Genomic DNA, 18,552 nt, shown 5'->3' on the forward strand with positions numbered 1-18,552 from the left:
TTGCATTTTCACCACATTTTTACAGAAATTAGATGCCATTTGCGTACGAAACTTTTATCCTTAACCTGATTTTTTAAGGAAGTTGAATATGATCATCAAACCTCGAATTCGCGGATTCATCTGTACTACAACACATCCAGTCGGTTGTGAAGCTAATGTAAAAGAACAAATTGCTTACACAAAAGCTCAAGGCCCAATCGCAAACGCACCTAAACGTGTACTAGTTGTTGGCTCTTCAAGTGGCTACGGCTTGTCTTCACGTATTGCGGCTGCATTTGGTGGCGGCGCTTCAACTATCGGTGTTTTCTTTGAGAAAGCCGGTACTGAGAAAAAGCCTGGCACAGCTGGTTTCTACAACTCAGCAGCGTTCGACAAGTTTGCTAAAGAAGAAGGCCTATATTCAAAAAGCCTGAATGGCGATGCTTTCTCTAACGAAGCGAAACAAAAAACAATTGACCTGATCAAAGAAGATCTAGGCCAAATCGATATGGTTGTATACTCACTGGCGTCTCCAGTACGTAAAATGCCAGAGACTGGCGAAGTAATTCGTTCATCTCTAAAGCCTATCGGTGAAACGTACACGTCAACTGCGGTTGATACGAACAAAGACACAATCATCGAAGCAAGCGTAGAGCCTGCAACTGAAGAAGAGATCAAAGACACTGTAACTGTAATGGGCGGTGAAGATTGGGAACTTTGGATCAACGCTCTTTCTGAAGCTGGTGTACTAGCTGACGGTTGTAAGACGGTAGCTTACAGCTACATCGGTACTGAACTAACGTGGCCAATCTACTGGGATGGCGCACTAGGTAAAGCTAAGATGGATCTAGACCGTGCAGCGACAGCGCTGAATGAGAAGCTAGGCCAAACTGGCGGTACTGCAAACGTTGCTGTTCTTAAGTCTGTTGTGACTCAAGCAAGCTCTGCAATCCCTGTTATGCCTCTTTACATCGCTATGGTGTTCAAGAAGATGCGTGAAGAAGGTATTCACGAAGGTTGTATGGAACAGATCTTCCGTATGTTCAGCCAGCGTCTATACAAAGAAGATGGTAGCGCTCCAGAAGTTGATGACGTAAACCGTCTACGTCTGGATGATCTAGAACTGCGTGACGACATTCAAGAACACTGTCGTAACCTATGGCCTCAAATCACAACTGAAAACCTAAAAGAACTGACTGACTACGTTGAGTACAAAGAAGAGTTCTTGAAGCTATTCGGTTTCGGTGTTGAAGGTGTTGATTACGAAGCTGACGTTAACCCAGCTGTTGAATTTGATGTAGCTGACATCTAATTCAAATTATCGAATCTAAACGAATAGGCGCTCATTGAGCGCCTATTTTTTTGTCTGCTATTTGATTAAAGAGATTAAGAGCAGATACGGGATACGAAAAGATTAAGAGCGGATTCGGGATGCGAGTGGCGGGATGAGAAGAGATTAAATAGCAGATGTGGGATTCGAGTGGCGGGATGTGAAGAGGTTAAGAGCAGATACGGGATGCGAGTGGCGAGATACGAAAAGATTTAAGAGCAGAGACGAGTGGCGAGATTCGAGATGCGAAGAGAGCTAAGAGTAGGAGCGGGGAAGGAGGCTTGAAGTGCTAAAAACAAGCAATAAAAAATGCACTAACCCAGATGAATTAGTGCATTAGAAATGAATCGTTTAGCGATGTGTCGCTAGCTGATAATGATGATGAAGGTACCAGCTAAGGTCATCAAGATGTTTGCTATTGCGTAAGTGCCCGCGTAACCCAGTGCTGGAATTGTTGAACGAGCGTGGTCATTTACGATGTCCATTGCAGGAGCACAGGTTCGTGCACCGATGATGGCACCAAACAACAGTGCACGGTTCATTTTCAATATGTACGCGCCCACTAAGTAAGCGAAGAATACCGGGATTACACTGACGATCAGAGCAATACCAATGACCTGAGGGCCAACTTGGGTCAGGTGCTCGAATATTTTTCCACCAGCGCTTAAGCCGATACCGACCATAAAGAACATCAAACCGAGGTCTTTGACCATGTTCAATGCCCCCTGAGGTACATAACCAAAGGTAGGGTGGTTCGCTCGTAAGAAGCCAAGCATGATACCGGATAGCAGTAGGCCAACCGCGTTACCTAAACCAAATGAAACCTGGCCAAATGTCATCGTGATCAAACCAAATAGAATGCCCAAGATAAAGAAGCTACAGAACGCCATTAGATCCGCCATTTGGCTGTGGATCGAGATGAAACCAATTTTCTCTGCTAGGCCGTGAACACGACTCTTTTCACCACTTACCTGCAGTACATCACCTTTAGAAAGCACGATGTTTAAGTCCATCGGCATTTCAATCTGAGCTCTTACTACGCGGTTTAGGAAACAACCATATTCAGACAGGTTTAAGTCTGATAAGCGTTTACCTGCGATACTGTCACTTTTAACGACGATCTCTTCTTCCACGATACGTAGGTCAAGAAGGTTACGGTCGAAAACCTCTTTGCCATTACGGAAACTTGGGTCTAGGCGCGCGTGGCTATCCGGGAAACCAACCAATGCGATCTCGTCGCCTTCTTGCAAAATGGCATCACCATCTGGGTGTGCAAGAATGCCATTACGGCGAATACGTTCGATGTAACAGCCTGTTTGGCGATAGATACCCAACTCACGCAGGTTTTTACCGTCTGTCCAAGAGATAAGTTCTGGTCCCACACGATAAGCACGAATAATCGGCAGGTAAACCTTGCGCTGGCCCGAAGCGCCTAAGCCTCGTTCTTGAGCAATTTGCTCTGCTGAGTCGTGCAGGTTGACTTTCTGAAGTTTTGGAATCAGACGAGCAAACATAATCATACTGATTAAGCCAACTAGGTAAGCCATCGCGTAGCCGACCGATAGGTTTTCGATAATCAGGCTTAAATCCATGTTCCTAGGCACTTCAGCAAGCCCTGAGTTGAGTGCGTCCTGGGCACCTACCAAGATTGGCGTTGCGGTCAGTGCACCAGCCATCATGCCGGCAGAAAGTCCGAAACTAAGGCCTAAGTACTCGCTGCAGAAGTAAGTAAGCGCAATAGCTGTGGAGAGCACCACTAAGCTTAAAATAAGGTAGTGTTTGCCATCTCGGAAAAAGATACCAAAGAAGTTCGGTCCCGCTTCAATACCCACACAGTAGATGAATAGCATAAAGCCAATAGTTAGGGCATCTGCGTTAAATGAGAAACCTAGATGACCCATCACAAGAGAAGTAATCAGGACACCTATTGAGTTGCCAAGCTGGAGGCTACCAAAGCGAATTTTACCAATGGCTAAACCAATCGATAAAACAACAAAGATGAGGAGAATGGGGTTTTGTTCTAGCAGAAAAACAACGTCGATATTCACAGTGGTCGCTCAATAATAGGCGTGAAAAACAGGGTAAGTTTGAAATGTGGATTGTATCTAAATATAAATAAATTATAAGTGATATTTTCCCTTTTTACTTGATTTTGACCAGATTCTTATATCGCATGAAAACTGGCTATAAAAAAAGCCCGCTTTAATAAGCGGGCTTAATAGAAATCTTACAGTCTGACACTAAAAATGTTCAGCTGATTATGGGCTTAGCCCAAGGTTTGAAATCTAAATTAGTCGAAAAGACCTAGGTTTTCTTTTGCGTATGCTTCAAATTCTGTGCAGCCGCCGATGTGGTCTTGGTCGATGAAGATTTGTGGCACAGTTTCAACTGGCTTACCAACAGTCTTCTCTAGGTCTGCTTTGCTGATGCCTTCAGCGTGAATGTCAACATAACGGTAGTTGAAGTCATCACGTTTTGCTTTAAGAGTTTCTGCGTGCTCTTTTGCACGAACACAGAATGGGCAAGCTGGGCGACCAAAAATAACTACAAACATTTCATTTCTCCTAAATACGGGATGAGGCTCGTTAACCGAAAATACGTCAACTATTCTTAATTGAACAAGACTCAAAAATTCTTGAATCCAACTATGCCCTAATGCCCTAGGGAAATAAAGATGGAATTACCTCTTAATACAATAGGTTTTGCCTATCAGAACAAATAATCGTCATAATAAGGATCCATGCTGGTTTTTGATAGGTATCTAGATTGAGTACCCTTAGAAGTAGAGTGTGAATTACCCCTAAGAAACCGACTTTTATCTATCTTTAGCGCGACAAGTTGCACCGCGTCAAAAAAATTGCGATTAGAACGAGGCATCTTATTACAGATACGCGGAAATAAAGAGTTCGAGTGACACGCGGGTCAATAGTACTTGTTCGCTCTCTTTTTCCCTATTCGACGCTTGTAAGCATAAGCGTCTTACGAATCGATTTTAAATCAAGCTTGAGATACAAAGATACATTCCAACAACCAAGAGTTCGCAGTTTTGTTTGGTCATAGGCGCAGGAGGCACCATGTTTCAATTTATGACATCTACAAAGATCATCTTTGGTGATGGAGCACTTTCCGCTTCATTGTCTCTCTTCAACCAATACGGTTACAGCGTACTGTTGGTGACAGGTAGCACATTAGAGCGCACATCCATTGTCACCGATTATCTAGATGCTCAAAGCATGCGCTATCAACACATCGCAGTTACTGGCGAGCCTAATATCAAAATGGTCGAAGAGGCGGCGATATCTGCACGACGATTTAAGCCAGATATGGTGATTGCTATGGGCGGCGGCAGTGCGATAGATATGGGGAAAGCGTTAGCAGCCGTACTACCTAACCAAGGCAACCTCTATGACTATGTTGAAGTGGTTGGACGTAATGTGCCTCTCAAAACCAAGCCACTGCCTTTTGTTGCCATTCCCACCACTGCGAGTACTGGTGCTGAAGTCACCAAGAACGCAGTGCTTAAATCAGGGCAAGACCAAGTAAAGATAAGCTTAAGAAGCCCAGACATGCTGGCTGACGTAGCGATTGTCGACCCAACTTTGACTTATGGTACTAACCTATACTTGTCAGGGCGCGGTGCAATGGATGCCTTTACTCACTTGATGGAAGCCTATGTATGCGGAGACCCAAACCCATTGACGGATATGATCTGTGAAGAAGGGTTGCGTAAGCTCAGCGGTTCCGTGGTGCAAGCGTGTGTTTGTGATGAACCGCAAGCACGCTCTGATCTGGCATTCGCTTCCATGCTTGGTGGTATGGCAATCACCAACGCCAAGCTAGGTGCAGCGCATGGTTTAGCGTCTGCATTGGGCGGAAAGATATCGGCTCCACACAGCGTGATTACTGCTCGGTTAGCCCCATTTGTGATGCTAGAGAATATTGAGGTCGCGAGGGAGCATCAAAGAAGCGATATTTTAGAGCGCTATCAAAGGATTGCTCAAATAGTCACGGGCAAAGCACAAGCCTCGGCAGAGGATGCCATTCAGTGGTTATCAGAAGTACTCGATACGCTTAAGTTACCAAGTCTATTAGAGTTTGGTGTTTGTGAAGCGCAATTCGAAGAGGTATCGGCTGATGCACTTAAGTCGGTTGCTATTAAAGGGAATCCATTGCCATTGAATCAAGAGCGTTTAATTCATATTCTGCAGCAGGTTTGCGAGAAGTGCGATTGTGGCGAGCGCAGAGGTTCCGAGGCGTTGAAGCACCAAGATGAAGAGTCTTCAATGGTGGAGTCGAGTTTCACGATCATCAACTCTTATGCCTCAGAGAATAGTGTGGTGGAGAAGGGGAACAGCTGGACCATTTAATAGTATTGGTAAAAGGCCATGACACTATTGAAGACGTAGATAAATAAAAACGGAGCACTTGGCTCCGTTTTTTAATTCTAATCTTTGGGGTTAGAACTGAGAGTATTTCTCGTAGCGTGAATCACGAAGTGACTCTTTGACACGCTTTAGATTCTCTCTGAAACCTGAACCACGACGAAGTGTAAAGCCAGTTGCTAATACATCGATAACCGTCATTTGCACAACGCGGCTTGCCATTGGCATGTATACGTCAGTGTCTTCTGGCACATCCAGTGAAATAGACAGTGAACTTGCCTTATCAAGTGGAGAGTCTTTCGCTGTGATAGCGATAACTGTCGCGCCGTTTTCACGAGCTAGGTTCGCAATCTCAACTTGGCTCTTCGTGCGGCCTGTGTGAGAGATAAGAACGATAACGTCGTTATCGCTGCAGTTAATGCAGCTCATGCGTTGCATCACGATGTCTTCAAAACACGTGATTGGGATATTAAAACGAATAAACTTGTTTTGAGCGTCTTTCGCTACGGCAGAAGAGGCACCTAGTCCGAAGAACGAAATGCGTTTTGCTTGAGTCAACAAGTCAACCGCACGGTTCACTTGCATCGCATCTAGACTGTTTTTAGCAACGTCTAGACATGCCATAGTTGATTCAAAGATTTTGTGCGTATAAGCATCTGGACCATCATCTTCTTCAACATTACGGTTCACATAAGGTGTACCGTTCGCCAAGCTTTGAGCTAGGTGAAGTTTAAAGTCAGGAAAGCCCTTTGTGTCTAAACGACGACAGAAGCGGTTAACTGTAGGCTCACTTACGTCAGCCATTTTAGCTAAGGTAGCAATGCTAGAATGGATTGCAGTTTGAGGGGAAGCCATAATTACTTCGGCTACTTTACGCTCAGACTTGCTGAAATTTTCCAGGTTTTTTTGTATTTTTTCTAATGTATTCATAGTGTTCACAAGGGTATAGAGAACAACTTGCTAGTTAATATCTTTTTACCAGGGGGTATGGCTGAAACAAATTTCAGTAAACACAGTACCAACGCAGTGTTGGGTGTTGTAATTACTGCTGTATCAAATAGATATCAAGCTAACTAGCACCATAGAGTCAGTATAAACCCAACATACTATTTACTAATACAAAAACACGGGATGAATGCTTAAGAATATGACAGGCCTCAACAAAATTTTAGAAAAGTACAGAATTGGAAGAGGCTTTGAGCAAAAAGAATGCGATTTGAGTATGAACTGACAGCTAAGTTACATCAAAAAGAAATAAATTTTCAATTTGATGCAACTAAAATTGAATGGCTATGCGTTTATTTGCGTAACCAGTTTGGTGATCTTACCCATCAAGTTAGGAGCAAGTTTAGAGATTTCACGCTGCTCTTCAAGTACAGAAGAAAGAATCTCGTTGCCCGTTAAGGGGTTAGCAAGTACTACGCGGAAAACGATGATTGGCTGATGAGCCCACGCTTCAGGGTTTAGGCGAGTACGAGATACAAACGATTTGCCTGTTTCACGCTGTTTCTTCTGGATAAACTTAGTCAGTTCGTTCAGAAGTTCGTTCAACTCTACACGCTGTTCAGGAGCTGCTTTAAGCAGGGCTGCTTTTACCACTTCAGGAATGTAGCGGTAGGTCAGTAAGCAAAGTTCTGGTTCAGATACCAGTTCGAAATCACTTTGTTCTTTGATTAGGTCGGCAAAGTAGCGTGCTTTGTTGATGCTTTGATCGATCAGCAGTTCATAGCCTGGACGGCTGATGATGTGCATTGCAGCATAAACCAGCATCGCCATACCTGAACGAGAACCTTCTAAAGTATGGCTACCTAAGTCTTTCGATCCTTTACGCAGAATGTATTGCGCGTGGTGTTCAATGGCTGTCATCGCATCTGGTTTCTTAAACAGAACCATGCCAGCACCCATAGGGATGTAAAGCTGCTTGTGAGCATCGATAGTGACCGAATCAGCCAGCTCAATACCATCTAAAAGGTGACGGTGATTATTCGACATTAAGGTCGCACCACCCCAAGCTGCATCGACGTGGAAATGACAGTCAGACTCGGCACATACCTCTGCAATATCTCTTAGTGGATCGATATTACCGGTTTCAGTTGTACCAGCGACACCGATAACGGCGAAAGGCTTAATCTTGTTCTGCTTGAGCTGCTCGATCTTCAGTCGTAGGTCGTCAGTACAAATGCGATTGTCGTTATCTGTTTTAACTGATACAAGACCTTCCTGACCAATACCCAGTACGTCAGCGGCTTTTTTCAGGGAGTAGTGACCACGTTCAGAGACTAAGATGGCTAGGCCTTCGTAGTCGTAGTGTTTCATGGCTTTGAATAAGCCTTCTTTCTCTACACCTTTGAACGAGCCCTGTGCTTTTAGCGCATTGTTACGTGCGACCCAAAGCGCAGTAATGTTCGCGATAGTACCACCAGAACAAAACGCCCCTAATGAGTGATTTGCACTGTGCATCCAACGAGAATAGAACGCGTCATCATCTTGATAGATTAAGCGATGAAGCATACCTAGAACCTGACGTTCTAAAGGAGTGAAAGCTTTTGAAGTCTCGATTTTTACTAGGTTCTGATTCAGCGCAATCATGATTTTAGAAAGCGGCATCAAGAAGTAAGGCAGGGCAGACGTCATGTGACCAATGAAGCTTGGTGAAGACGTATGAACCGAGTGCGATACAAGAGAATCGAGGAGATGCTCAGTATGTTCAGAAACAAACTCAGGCTGCTCTGGGATATGAGCATTTGAAAAATCTTTCTCAATTTCACGCAGTGGCTTTTCTTCAGCCACGATATGTTCACGTAAGAACTGATTCAGGTTTCGTGAAAGTTTGTCTTCAATTTGAGTGAGTGTTGAATCTGGGCCTTCAGGTACCGTGAAGATACGTAGAAGACTGTCGAAGCTAACATCTGCTGTTTTTTGTTCCGTAACCATAGCAAGCGAGTTATTTTTCTAATATTGACGCGAGCGGGACAATCTAAACGAAAACGGGAACAATGTCCCGTCTTAATTATGAAATCCAACTTCTCATAAAAGCCTATTAAATGAGGGGTTACTTACATTTAATCGCTTCAAGTTCAGCAATAGACGTGTTGTAACGCTGCAGTGCTGTATCGATCTGTTTAGGGTGGCTAAGTAGCTCTGCAAACGCAGAACGCAGCTCGTAGTTTTGAGCGTGAGGCTTTGATTGACGGTCGTCGAACGTCGTTTTTGCTACCTTGCCTAGTTCATCATCGCGCTGTGATAGCGTTTTAATGTCATGTTGCTCAAGTTGCAGCCAACCTTCAACAGGTTGCTCTGTAGCTACTTTGCTTGAGTCGTTTACCAAGTAGTAGTGTACCGCTGCACGATTTAGCTCGAAGTGGTCCTTACGGCCTTCAAGGAACCATTCGCTGACTTCTGTTAGCTCTGGGTATTGTTCAGAGGTGAGTTCAGCAAGATCGGCGTACCAATTTAGAGAAGCGTCGATGTAAGCATCGTATTTTTTCGCTTGGCACTGGTTTGTTTCAGATATTGAATCTGCTGCAAAAGAGAAAGTAGAAGTTGAAGCTAGCAGTAATGCGACGCAAAGGCGTTTCATAGCGGGTCCTTTTGTAAGTTTATTCTTGTTATTACTTTGTCGTTACAGGTTACCGTGATCATTCTTTGTTGAGCAATGACACTTAGTGTCTTTTTATTTGGGTAACTGTATCGGTATCTTGGGCGTTGGTATTCGAGATGCATTCTAATCTAAATCGATCGCTATTCCTGCGATCTAGTTAGCAAGAGATACAAAGAACAACATCAAAATGGGCACGAGTAGACTCAATATAAATCCACTAACAATCGCGATCGGCACACAGCGGACGCCGCCTGTTGTTTGAATAACAGGCAAAGTGAAGTCCATGGCGGTAGCTCCTGCATAACCAATAGACGTACATGGATAGCTACGAATGAGCACTGGAATCAGGACTAAGGCAACAAGCTCTCTCAGTAGCTCAAGCATGAATGACGCTCCGCCGTAAACCGGACCAAATGCATCGCCCATTAGGATTCCAGCCAAAGAGTACCAACCAAAACCAGAAGACATGGCTAGCGCTTTAAACAGAGGGATATCCAACAAGTAAGCCGCTATCACGCCGCCTAACATAGAGGTGATAATTATCGTGACAGCGATGACCATGCCATGCTTGTTGAGCAAGATTTGTCTAAGGGTTAAACCACTGTTACGCAGTTGGATGCCGATGAAGAACAGAAGAACGAATAGGATCCATTCGCTGGCAGTGTCAACCCAATCAAGGCCGATAGGCAGAACGAGTCCTGCGATAAGACCAGAGCCGACAACCAAAATGAGCTTGGCAGATTCCATTGCCATGGAAGACAGAGGGAGCTTCTTTTGGCTGCTGTCTGTTTTAAGCGGCAGCATTTTATCTATTGCAGGTAGCGCCATCAGGTTACATACACTCAAGCAGACAAAGAAAGTGACCGTATAAAGAAGGATTGTCTGTAGGTTGCTACCAAGATTATCAAGCGCGGCAAGGCTTAATCCCATCAGCGCTAGAATTACATAGATCAAGCGCGATGTAGAGCGGTTGATGAATTCTAGCGTTTGGGTGTTTGAAATTGAAAATAGATACCCCACAACAAGTGGAGCAAATATGAAGATCATCCCTGTAAACATGCTTTCCTCTATTGCAATTACTTCAACTTTTTCTATGACTTAGAAGCCACTAGCGTTGATCACGTCGTTTAGCTTTGCATTAAAATCATGTTTACTCAAGTTGCTTAGATTATAAAGCACTTCTGCACCTGTCACGTTGAGCTCAACTTCGTGATCATCGATGTTTTCATCCTTGTTTCTGAACATCAGTAGGTGGTTAGCAATGCGTGCGATATCTAAGTAAGAAACTTCACGTTTTTCTTGTTTATTGATGGTGTTGCTGCACACGTCAATGAAGTCGCTGTCGAAGCCCCAACGCTTGAGTACTAGCTTGCTGGTAGCTGAACATTGACCTTGGAAAATCTGCAGAGCAATATCGTGGTCGAGGTAGTTACCGTTCTCAAGGTATAGGTGGTATTCGCTTACTAGGCAGAACAGCCCGATATCGGCTAATAACCCAACCAGCAAAGACTTCTCATGTTCAAGGTAGCGGTATTCAGCAGGGGCGATCTCTTTAAAGCCATTGGTCACAAGTACCATGGTTGCGCCTAACTCTTTTGATACAGAAGCGCTTTGAATCAATAGCTGGTTACACTCTTTACTTAAATCAACAGAGTGCTTGAGTTGCTCGATCGCTTGTGCTGTCACGATGTCACGAACTCGCAATATGCCCAGGCGTGAAACGGCCGTCATAATGTCGACACAGGTAATGTTGCGCCTGTTAAAGACGACAGAGTTAGCCACTCGAATGACGATGGCTGTAAGGCCTGGATCTTCAAGTAAGCACTCGGCAACCTCGGCTATCCCAGTCGATTCAAGGGTACAAAGTTTTTGGATTTTAAGTACAACGTTAGGGATAGGAGGAAGGGTTATTTTTCCCGCTGAGATGGAATGTCCAACAAGTTGGGCAAATTCTGATTCTAGGCCCTTAAGAAGAAGTGCCTTGTTTTGTGGTAGCCAGAAAAACGATAAATGATTCATATAAAAAGTAAAAACATGTATGTCCTACCATTTTACAAGCCACAATGCTGCGAGGCAATACTGATCGGTCCACACGAGCTTTTAAATATTGAACCGGTGTATCATCAAGCGTCAAAATTCAATCACGGAATGATAGCTTTGTGTGATGTTAATCATGAAAAAGCGTAATACACAATTGATTGATGTGAACTAAGTCCAGACTTATTTTTCTTTTCGAAGTATCATTTATTTAAAGGTGAAAAACGCAACTATAATATTCACCTAAACAATAAAAATAGATTTAAAAAATTTTTCGCATAAAAAGCTGCTTGTCTGGTGATCAACCTAATCGGGGTAATTTGATTAAGGATCAACGGATATGACCGAGACAGCATTTATTAATTACGTGAATCAATTTGGTGAGCATCAAAAACGTTCTATGTTCGGAGGTATTGGCCTCTTTCAAAATGACGCTATGTTTGCCTTATTGAGTGAAGGTTGTTTATTCATTAGAGGTGGCAAGTCATTAGATAAAAAACTGGCAGATCTTGATTGTGAAAAGTATCGCCATGTGAAAAAACAGACAACAGCAACCGTAAACTACTACGACATTACTGATCTGTTCACATGCGAACATCCTGAATTGGATAGCATTATTCGTACTTCTATCGATAATTCAATTCAGCAGCGCAGCTTCAAGAAGTCATCTGCTAGCCGTAGATTAAGAGATCTTCCTAACATGCAGCTTACGTTAGAGCGCATGGTGAAAAAGGCGGGTGTCGACGATGTTTCTATGTTTATGCAGTTAGGCGCACCAGAAGTATTTAACAAGGTTCGCAAAGCGTACGGAAACGATGTTGACCTAAAACTACTTTGGAAATTTGCGGGTGCGATTGATGGTATCCATTGGAAACTATTACAAGAACCACGCAAGCAGCAATTACTAAAGAGCTGCCACTAAAGAAGTCGTCCTTATATGCTTGAAATTACAGTTTATAAATAAAAACCGAGGAATAAATCCTCGGTTTTTTTGTTTGTGTCTCGACTAAAGAGACTGAGTATTCTCTTAGAACCCGAAGGTTCGAACTCGTCAGCTAAGTATTAGTACTTGAAGCGAGCTGTGAACATTAGCTGATCACCGTAGAAGTCGTTGATACGAGCTTCAGCGCCGATAGAGAATAGCTCTGTAGAGTGGAAACGTGCGTAAACAGAACCGATCCAATCATCGTTGTCATCGATAGAAACGTAACCACCTTTACCACCAACTTCTAGTTGTGGACCAAGCCATTGGCGAACACCAATGTTCACTTCCATGCCGATATCAGTAGAGCTTGTGTGTTCAGGTTGAACGATGCGCGCTAGCATTTCACCTGTTAAGTCAGCCCAGTTGTTGATTGGAGCGTGGAAGCCAAGACCAACAGCAGAGTCGAAATCACTTTCAAATTCTGAATCAATGCGCGCAATCGCGTGAGCATTCGGGTGGATAGACTTACTGAACGCGCCACCAAATGTAACAGGGCTAGCACCGATACGTGCTTCAAAGTAATCGTAGCTGAAGTTGCTCATTACTTGTGGTTGTTCTTCGACAGCTAGCGCTTGGCTCGAAGCCAACAGCATAGCGGTAGTAAGTAGTATTTTGCGCATAACGACCGTAAACCTTTATTAGTGTTAATTCCTTTGGCTTGAGAGAAATCGACAAACCATAAACATCGAGACAGTTTAATCTAACTCACGGAAAAGTAATCCATTAAAATGTAAATCCTTAATCATTTAGTTAAAAAATAAACAAATTAAGGGTCAGTCTGCTACGGAGATCTCATGTTTTAGAGCAAATAAGAAAACGAGATGAGTAAATCATCCAAATTTTATATGTATCCCTTGGCGTCTTATATTGACTGCTGTTTATCTCATAGCCCTTCAAACGTTAATCGTGAACGTTATTCTCCAAAGCTTGTGCGCTTGTCTGCCATCGAGGTAAGGATGCGCTCTGTATCAAGAATGGAAGTCCAATTCAGTAGCTGTTTATCGTTGGCAATTACGTAATCGGTTAGCTGCTGAGTAATGGTATCTCTGAGCTGATCACCTTGCCAAGGTTTCGAAATATAGAAATCGAGTGCCGCGTTATTGATTGCGGTTACCGTATCTTCCAGTCCGGCTTGCCCAGTGAGTAGCAGCTTGCGTGTTGGCTTTGTAGATTCGTGCTGGTTAAGTTCGATAAGAAAATCGATCCCTGTTTTTTCAGGCATGATGTGGTCGCACAAGATCAGAGCGAGCTGAATACCATCTTGTCCCATCTCTTTAATCACTTGCTTGGCTTCATCCACTGACTCTGCACCCTCGACGATGAAGTTATCTTCGAATGTGGCCAAGTCTTGAAGCACACTGTTGAGCACTTCTGGTTCATCATCAACGCATAAAATTAGGTACTTATTCATGAGGTGCTCCTTCTTGTTTGAATGGAAGCCACACTTGCATGTGCGTATGGCTGCCTACCTCAGACTCAACCAAAATAAACCCTTGATGAGCCGAAACAATTTGTTGAGAAATGGACAACCCAATCCCTAAGCCGAAGTTGCCCTCTTTTTTAGTCGTAAAGTTTGGGTTGAAAATAGAGTTGATGTCTTCCTGCGCGATTCCAATGCCGGTGTCTGATATCTGTACTACTAGAAACGTTTGATTGTCTTTAGTTTGTTGGGAGGTGGTAATAGACACCTCGCCACGCTCTGATAGGGCATCAAGTGCATTGGAGAGAAGGTTGGTCCACACTTGTTGCAATGCAAGCGGCTGGCAAAGTAAAGCGGGTAAAGTGGTGTCATAGTGCTTTTCAAGTTGGTGGTGCTTCAACCTATTTTCAAAGATCACCAAGGTATCTTCTAGCCCTTCATGGATATCGGCATAGTGACGAACCTCTTCATCTTCACGAGCATAGCTCTTTAGGCTCTTCACCATATCGGCAATGCGTTTGCTACACACTTGAATGGAACGGATAGAATTTCCAACATAGTGGTAATGCTCTAAGTCATTGAGTAGCTCTCTACCAGCGATAGGTGAGTCTTTCAGGGTCTCTAAAACCTTAGCATCTTGGCTTAAATTCAATCTAACCGCTTTTTTGGCGAGAGCACGGTCATCGATCGTTGATGTAAGGTGTTTTACCAGTTGCCTTTCTTGTGAAGTCGAAAGCGGTTTGGCTAATTTTGAACACGCTAACACCTCTGTTCCTTTATTAGATTCGGGAACAGCGAGGTTCTCGAGTATTTGGTCTAGATGCTCTGATAGCGTTTCAATACTTCTCATAATTGCCGCTATGGGGTTATTAAGCTCATGCGCGACACCAGCGACAAGTTGCCCAAGCATAGCCATCTTCTCTTTTTCAATTAATTGCTGGTGTGCGGACTCCAATGATTCGAGCGTTTGTTGCAACTTGATTTTATTGGTGATGCTGCGCTGTAAGCGTCGATTGAAATGCCGGAGTAATAGATTAGTGAACAGAGGAAGTAGGGTATTGTTGGAATGCATCACCTGAGCAAAACTCTCTTTGTCGAGCTTGATCACTCGTGTCTGGGTAAGGGTGAGGCCAGTAGAGAACGAAGGTTCGCCTGTCACAAATGACATCCCGCCGACTATGTTGCCTTTAGAGTGACGCACGACCTCTCGCTGCTGTCCTAATTCATCTTTCTTGTAGAGAGCGACTTCACCCTCAATGATCAACCACAAGAAGCGATTATCTTCTCCTTCAACCGTTAACAAATGCTCTGGTGAGTAATCGCGAATCGCTCTGGTCTTGTCATCTTTAGAGAAGACCTCTTGCAAGGCATTGAAGACACGTTCAGCGAGCGCATTGTCTGAGAGCTGGTGGTAATCGTGAATAAAACCTGATTGAAAAGATTGAATCTTTTGTTCTATGTGTGCTCTTAATAAGCGCTGTTGATCTAACGCATCACTATAAGACAACAGGTTTTCAGAGTCGTATTGGATAACAAAAGACGTCAGCTCCTTTTGAGCCGACTTGAAGAGAACCTTATCCTGAACCGGTTTCGTTAGGCAGTGATTCAGCCTGCCTTCGTTTACCGCTGTTAGAATGGATTGAATGTCTGACGACGCGCTGACCAAAATGGTTCTAGCAGTATTACTATGAGGAAGCTGTTCAAGTTCAATAAGAAACTGCACGCCATTAAATTCAGAGTGATGGTGAGTTATCACCAAAGCGACCGTTTGGTGGTTGTCATGGATGTCTTCCAATGCGTGGTGTGCATCTTCGATGTTCTCGGCAGTATAGATATCGAAAACACCAGACAACGGAGCCAACTCCGTACGTATCCTCTCAATGCTGATCGGATTATTGTCCAAACAGATAACAGCGTATTGATTCACAGTTTACCCTTAGTAGTAGCGACGCTTCTAGCCTAGCAAGAACTGTCGAATAAGGATGAGAGCTAGCCGTTAATTTGCTGAGTGAATTGCAGTATCGAGCAATAGACTGATTTAACTCAATGTTTCTTGTTTGCGACTGATGGGTTAGACTGAAAAAAACAAACACATGTAGAAAGAGAACTCATGGAACAGTTAAGAAAAATTGGCGCAATTGGCGGCGCAATCTCATTGGCTCTTTGCTGGCCTTTAGCGGTTGGGCAAATTGGACAAAATGCGATTACTGATGGCGTTGCAAAACTTAACAATTCGAGCATTCAAGCTGAGATCGTTGAGTACGATAGGGGTTATCTTTCTTCTAATGTAACCACTCGCATCACTGTGACGGATGAAGATCTTAAAGAGCAGCTTGCGATAGATGGCTTACCAAGTGAGTTTGTCATTAACAGTGCGGTTAGCCATGGTTTGGTTAGTCTTAATGCTGTTTCGACGTTCGATAATACTGACATTCTGCCACTGACATTAACGACAAGCACAGAGCTAAACGGTAATACGGACTTCGACTTCGAGTTGAGCCAGTTTAATCATCAAGGCACTGATGAGAATGGTACCTCGGTGTCTATCACTAAGTCGAACCTGACAGGCCATGCGACAGTGTTAGGCCAAGTGGATTACGAGCTTTCTATCCCTTCTGTTCAGATCGATTTTGAAACGGGTGAAGAGGTGACGTTATCGAACCTGAAAGGCATCGGTTCAGGTCAGCAAGCCAAAGGTTACTGGCTTGGTACACAAAACTTCACTATTGATAGTTTCTTGATTTCAGATTCGGCAATGCAGCCATTCATGACTATCGAGAACTCAATGTATGATTTTGAGTCGCACCTGGATGATGCAACCAAGCGTCTGCGTAGCAACCTTAAACTGGATATCGCAAACATCGAGACGAGTGAAGGACAAGTGAACAACTTAAATGTTGATTTCGAAATGTCGAAACTCGATAGCGAGTCGTTCGAGAATATCTTTGAGATTTACCAGTCTAATCCTGTTCTAACACAAGAAGACGTTGCTGAGATCATCCCATTCATCGACATTCTATTTGCTAAGGGCTTCGACCTTTCAATGAACAACATGTCACTAGAGTTAGGCAAAGGCCAGTTTGAATCGAAGTGGTTGGTGAGTGTTCCTGAAGGTACAGAAAACATCAGCAGTAACCCTTCAATGATTATGCCTGCACTAACGGGTAATCTTCACTCGAGTTTCTCAAACGGACTGGTAGAAGAGTACCCGTTTATTCGCGAAGGTATCGATGAGTTGATCGTGATGGAAATGATCAAAGAAACGGACAAGGGTTACGAAATCAGCGCTGACCTAAAAAATGGAAACCTAGTGTTTGAAAATGGACAAGAAATTCCATTAATTGCACTACTTATGCCGGCTTTTGTTCAATAAAGCTGAGTAGGCAAGAATTACTCATAGGGCAATTTAGCGCATTAAGATAGAGATTTTGTACTGTACGAAACAAAAGAGGTCATAAGACCTCTTTTGTTGTTTTTATGTTGAGTAAAACATGGTATTACTTGCATAGTTATTATTTAGCAGGAGCAATCATCCCCATGGAACTTACATTAGATAACGTATTCAATTTTAGTGCTGGCCCAGCGGCTCTGCCTAAGCCAGTAATGAAACAAGCACAAGCTGATTTCATTGATTGGAACGGTTTAGGCACTTCCGTTATGGAAATCAGTCATCGCAGCAAAGAGTTTATTCAAGTTGCTGATGAGTCTGAGCAAGACCTACGTGATCTTCTGAACATCCCTGACAACTACAAAGTTCTGTTCTGTCAGGGGGGCGCTCGTGCTCAATTCGCTGCTGTTCCTCTAAACCTGTTAGGTGATGCGACGAAAGCGACTTACATTGATGCGGGCTACTGGGCTGAAAGCGCAGTTACGGAAGCGAGCAAGTACTGTGAAATCGACGTGTTCAATGCAAAAACGACAGTCGATGGTAAAGCCGCTGTAGTTCCAGCTAAAGATTGGAAAATCGACCCAGAAGCGGCGTATGTTCACTTTTGCCCGAATGAAACCATCGATGGTATTGAGATCAGTGAGCTACCACAAACAGACAAGCCTATTGTTGCTGATATGTCATCTAACATCTTGTCTCGTAAGATCGATGTGTCTCAATATGGTGTTATCTATGCTGGTGCGCAGAAGAACATTGGCCCAGCGGGTATCTGTATCGCTATCGTGCGTGATGATCTGCTAGATCTTGCAAACGACGTATTGCCAAGCATTCTTAACTACAAAGTACTTGCTGAAAAAGACTCTATGTTCAACACGCCACCAACGTACGCTTGGTACTTGTCTGGTCTTGTCTTCAAATGGTTGAAAGCTCAAGGTGGTGTTGAAGCGATGGAGCGTGTGAACCAAGAAAAAGCAGCACTACTGTACAACGCGATTGATGATTCTGATTTCTACAAGAACGAAGTGCACGCAGCAAACCGTTCAAGAATGAACGTACCATTCCAACTTGCGAAACCTGAGCTAGATGCGAAGTTCTTAGAGTTGGCTGACGCTGCTGGTCTTAAGTCGCTGAAAGGTCACCGAGCAGTCGGTGGTATGAGAGCATCGCTTTACAATGCGATGTCTCTAGAGGGTGTACAAGCGCTTGTAAGCTTCATGAAAGATTTCGAAGAGAAATACGCTTAATCAATGACAGGTTAGTGAACGATACAGCGCTGATTTGCTTTTTGTTGTGTCGATTGTACTAAACGAGATGAATGCCGCTTTTGCGGCATTTTTTTTTGCCTAGAAATGTGTAAAGGGTATGATATGTTGCAGTTGTAGACAGAAGTGTTATGCATAGATAGCACTAATGTTTCTCGGGCGAAAAGA

Annotated in this window: 14 protein-coding genes and 1 pseudogene; 5 read left to right on the forward strand and 10 right to left on the reverse strand. The window is 43.7% G+C overall.

Annotated features, from left to right (window positions below; translation table 11 throughout):
- Positions 1-88 precede the first annotated feature (88 nt).
- Positions 89-1,291: an enoyl-ACP reductase FabV gene (gene fabV / locus F0251_RS01970; RefSeq protein ID WP_061031654.1), complete on the forward strand. Its 1,203-nt coding sequence runs from the start codon at positions 89-91 to the stop codon at positions 1,289-1,291.
- Between the two features lie 383 nt (positions 1,292-1,674).
- Here fabV and F0251_RS01975 read toward each other — a convergent pair whose 3' ends face one another.
- Together F0251_RS01975 and F0251_RS01980 are read right to left on the reverse strand one after the other, a co-directional pair.
- The gene (locus F0251_RS01975) at positions 1,675-3,357 is read right to left on the reverse strand and encodes an aspartate:alanine antiporter (RefSeq protein ID WP_008222852.1); all 1,683 of its coding nucleotides are present in this window, start codon (positions 3,355-3,357) and stop codon (positions 1,675-1,677) included.
- Between the two features lie 242 nt (positions 3,358-3,599).
- On the reverse strand, positions 3,600-3,863 hold the full coding sequence (locus F0251_RS01980) for a GrxA family glutaredoxin (RefSeq protein ID WP_004741562.1): 264 nt from the start codon (positions 3,861-3,863) through the stop codon (positions 3,600-3,602).
- Positions 3,864-4,383: 520 nt separating this feature from the next.
- On the opposite strand from F0251_RS01980, the pseudogene F0251_RS01985 reads away from it, so the two are divergent.
- Positions 4,384-5,529 (forward strand): annotated as a pseudogene (locus F0251_RS01985) (iron-containing alcohol dehydrogenase); the annotation flags it as partial.
- 237 nt (positions 5,530-5,766) lie between these two features.
- Here F0251_RS01985 and F0251_RS01990 read toward each other — a convergent pair.
- The 5 genes from F0251_RS01990 to F0251_RS02010 form a co-directional block, all read right to left on the reverse strand.
- Complete coding sequence (locus F0251_RS01990) at positions 5,767-6,621, reverse strand: MurR/RpiR family transcriptional regulator (protein ID WP_004734686.1); 855 nt, start codon at positions 6,619-6,621, stop codon at positions 5,767-5,769.
- Positions 6,622-6,981: 360 nt separating this feature from the next.
- Complete coding sequence (gene panP, locus F0251_RS01995; protein WP_171730186.1) at positions 6,982-8,625, reverse strand: pyridoxal-dependent aspartate 1-decarboxylase PanP; 1,644 nt, start codon at positions 8,623-8,625, stop codon at positions 6,982-6,984.
- Positions 8,626-8,743: 118 nt separating this feature from the next.
- Positions 8,744-9,271, reverse strand: coding sequence for a hypothetical protein (locus F0251_RS02000; RefSeq protein WP_171730187.1), 528 nt, complete (start codon positions 9,269-9,271; stop codon positions 8,744-8,746).
- A gap of 174 nt (positions 9,272-9,445) precedes the next feature.
- Entirely contained in the window at positions 9,446-10,351 is a 906-nt protein-coding gene (locus tag F0251_RS02005; protein ID WP_116870344.1) for a lysine exporter LysO family protein, read from the reverse strand.
- Positions 10,352-10,390: 39 nt separating this feature from the next.
- Positions 10,391-11,311 (reverse strand): HDOD domain-containing protein, encoded by a 921-nt coding sequence (locus tag F0251_RS02010; RefSeq protein ID WP_171730188.1) that lies wholly within the window; start codon positions 11,309-11,311, stop codon positions 10,391-10,393.
- A 358-nt stretch (positions 11,312-11,669) separates the two neighbouring features.
- On the opposite strand from F0251_RS02010, the gene F0251_RS02015 reads away from it, so the two are divergent.
- Positions 11,670-12,251 carry a TfoX/Sxy family DNA transformation protein gene (locus F0251_RS02015; protein ID WP_004741568.1) on the forward strand — a complete coding sequence of 194 codons (582 nt, stop codon included), beginning with the start codon at positions 11,670-11,672 and terminating at the stop codon, positions 12,249-12,251.
- 140 nt (positions 12,252-12,391) lie between these two features.
- Here the strand turns inward: F0251_RS02015 and F0251_RS02020 are convergent, their stop codons facing one another.
- The 3 genes from F0251_RS02020 to F0251_RS02030 all read right to left on the reverse strand — a co-directional run bounded on the left by F0251_RS02020 (position 12,392) and on the right by F0251_RS02030 (position 15,661).
- A complete protein-coding gene (locus tag F0251_RS02020; protein WP_004741569.1) occupies positions 12,392-12,934 on the reverse strand; it encodes a hypothetical protein in 543 nt (180 codons plus the stop codon).
- A gap of 293 nt (positions 12,935-13,227) precedes the next feature.
- Positions 13,228-13,725 carry a response regulator gene (locus F0251_RS02025; RefSeq protein WP_061031648.1) on the reverse strand — a complete coding sequence of 166 codons (498 nt, stop codon included), beginning with the start codon at positions 13,723-13,725 and terminating at the stop codon, positions 13,228-13,230.
- A complete protein-coding gene (locus tag F0251_RS02030) occupies positions 13,718-15,661 on the reverse strand; it encodes an ATP-binding protein (RefSeq protein WP_116870345.1) in 1,944 nt (647 codons plus the stop codon). Before F0251_RS02030 ends, F0251_RS02025 begins: the two co-directional genes overlap by 8 nt.
- Before the next feature lie 183 nt (positions 15,662-15,844).
- On the opposite strand from F0251_RS02030, the gene F0251_RS02035 reads away from it, so the two are divergent.
- Positions 15,845-17,107 (forward strand): DUF945 family protein, encoded by a 1,263-nt coding sequence (locus F0251_RS02035; protein WP_171730189.1) that lies wholly within the window; start codon positions 15,845-15,847, stop codon positions 17,105-17,107.
- A 164-nt stretch (positions 17,108-17,271) separates the two neighbouring features.
- Positions 17,272-18,366 (forward strand): 3-phosphoserine/phosphohydroxythreonine transaminase, encoded by a 1,095-nt coding sequence (gene serC, locus F0251_RS02040; protein ID WP_061031645.1) that lies wholly within the window; start codon positions 17,272-17,274, stop codon positions 18,364-18,366.
- Positions 18,367-18,552 lie beyond the last annotated feature (186 nt).

It is taken from the genome of Vibrio sp. 070316B (assembly GCF_013114115.1).
Classification (GTDB): domain Bacteria; phylum Pseudomonadota; class Gammaproteobacteria; order Enterobacterales; family Vibrionaceae; genus Vibrio; species Vibrio chagasii_B.

What these genes read in the sequence shown, in the direction of transcription:
- F0251_RS02005 (WP_116870344.1), bottom strand. Translation starts at nt 10,351, where the DNA reads ATGTTTACAGGGATGATCTTCATATTTGCTCCACTTGTTGTGGGGTAT.
- serC (WP_061031645.1), top strand. Translation starts at nt 17,272, where the DNA reads ATGGAACTTACATTAGATAACGTATTCAATTTTAGTGCTGGCCCAGCG.
- fabV (WP_061031654.1), top strand. Translation starts at nt 89, where the DNA reads ATGATCATCAAACCTCGAATTCGCGGATTCATCTGTACTACAACACAT.
- F0251_RS01990 (WP_004734686.1), bottom strand. Translation starts at nt 6,621, where the DNA reads ATGAATACATTAGAAAAAATACAAAAAAACCTGGAAAATTTCAGCAAG.
- F0251_RS01980 (WP_004741562.1), bottom strand. Translation starts at nt 3,863, where the DNA reads ATGTTTGTAGTTATTTTTGGTCGCCCAGCTTGCCCATTCTGTGTTCGT.
- F0251_RS02000 (WP_171730187.1), bottom strand. Translation starts at nt 9,271, where the DNA reads ATGAAACGCCTTTGCGTCGCATTACTGCTAGCTTCAACTTCTACTTTC.
- panP (WP_171730186.1), bottom strand. Translation starts at nt 8,625, where the DNA reads ATGGTTACGGAACAAAAAACAGCAGATGTTAGCTTCGACAGTCTTCTA.
- F0251_RS02015 (WP_004741568.1), top strand. Translation starts at nt 11,670, where the DNA reads ATGACCGAGACAGCATTTATTAATTACGTGAATCAATTTGGTGAGCAT.
- F0251_RS02035 (WP_171730189.1), top strand. Translation starts at nt 15,845, where the DNA reads ATGGAACAGTTAAGAAAAATTGGCGCAATTGGCGGCGCAATCTCATTG.
- F0251_RS02010 (WP_171730188.1), bottom strand. Translation starts at nt 11,311, where the DNA reads ATGAATCATTTATCGTTTTTCTGGCTACCACAAAACAAGGCACTTCTT.
- F0251_RS02025 (WP_061031648.1), bottom strand. Translation starts at nt 13,725, where the DNA reads ATGAATAAGTACCTAATTTTATGCGTTGATGATGAACCAGAAGTGCTC.
- F0251_RS02020 (WP_004741569.1), bottom strand. Translation starts at nt 12,934, where the DNA reads ATGCGCAAAATACTACTTACTACCGCTATGCTGTTGGCTTCGAGCCAA.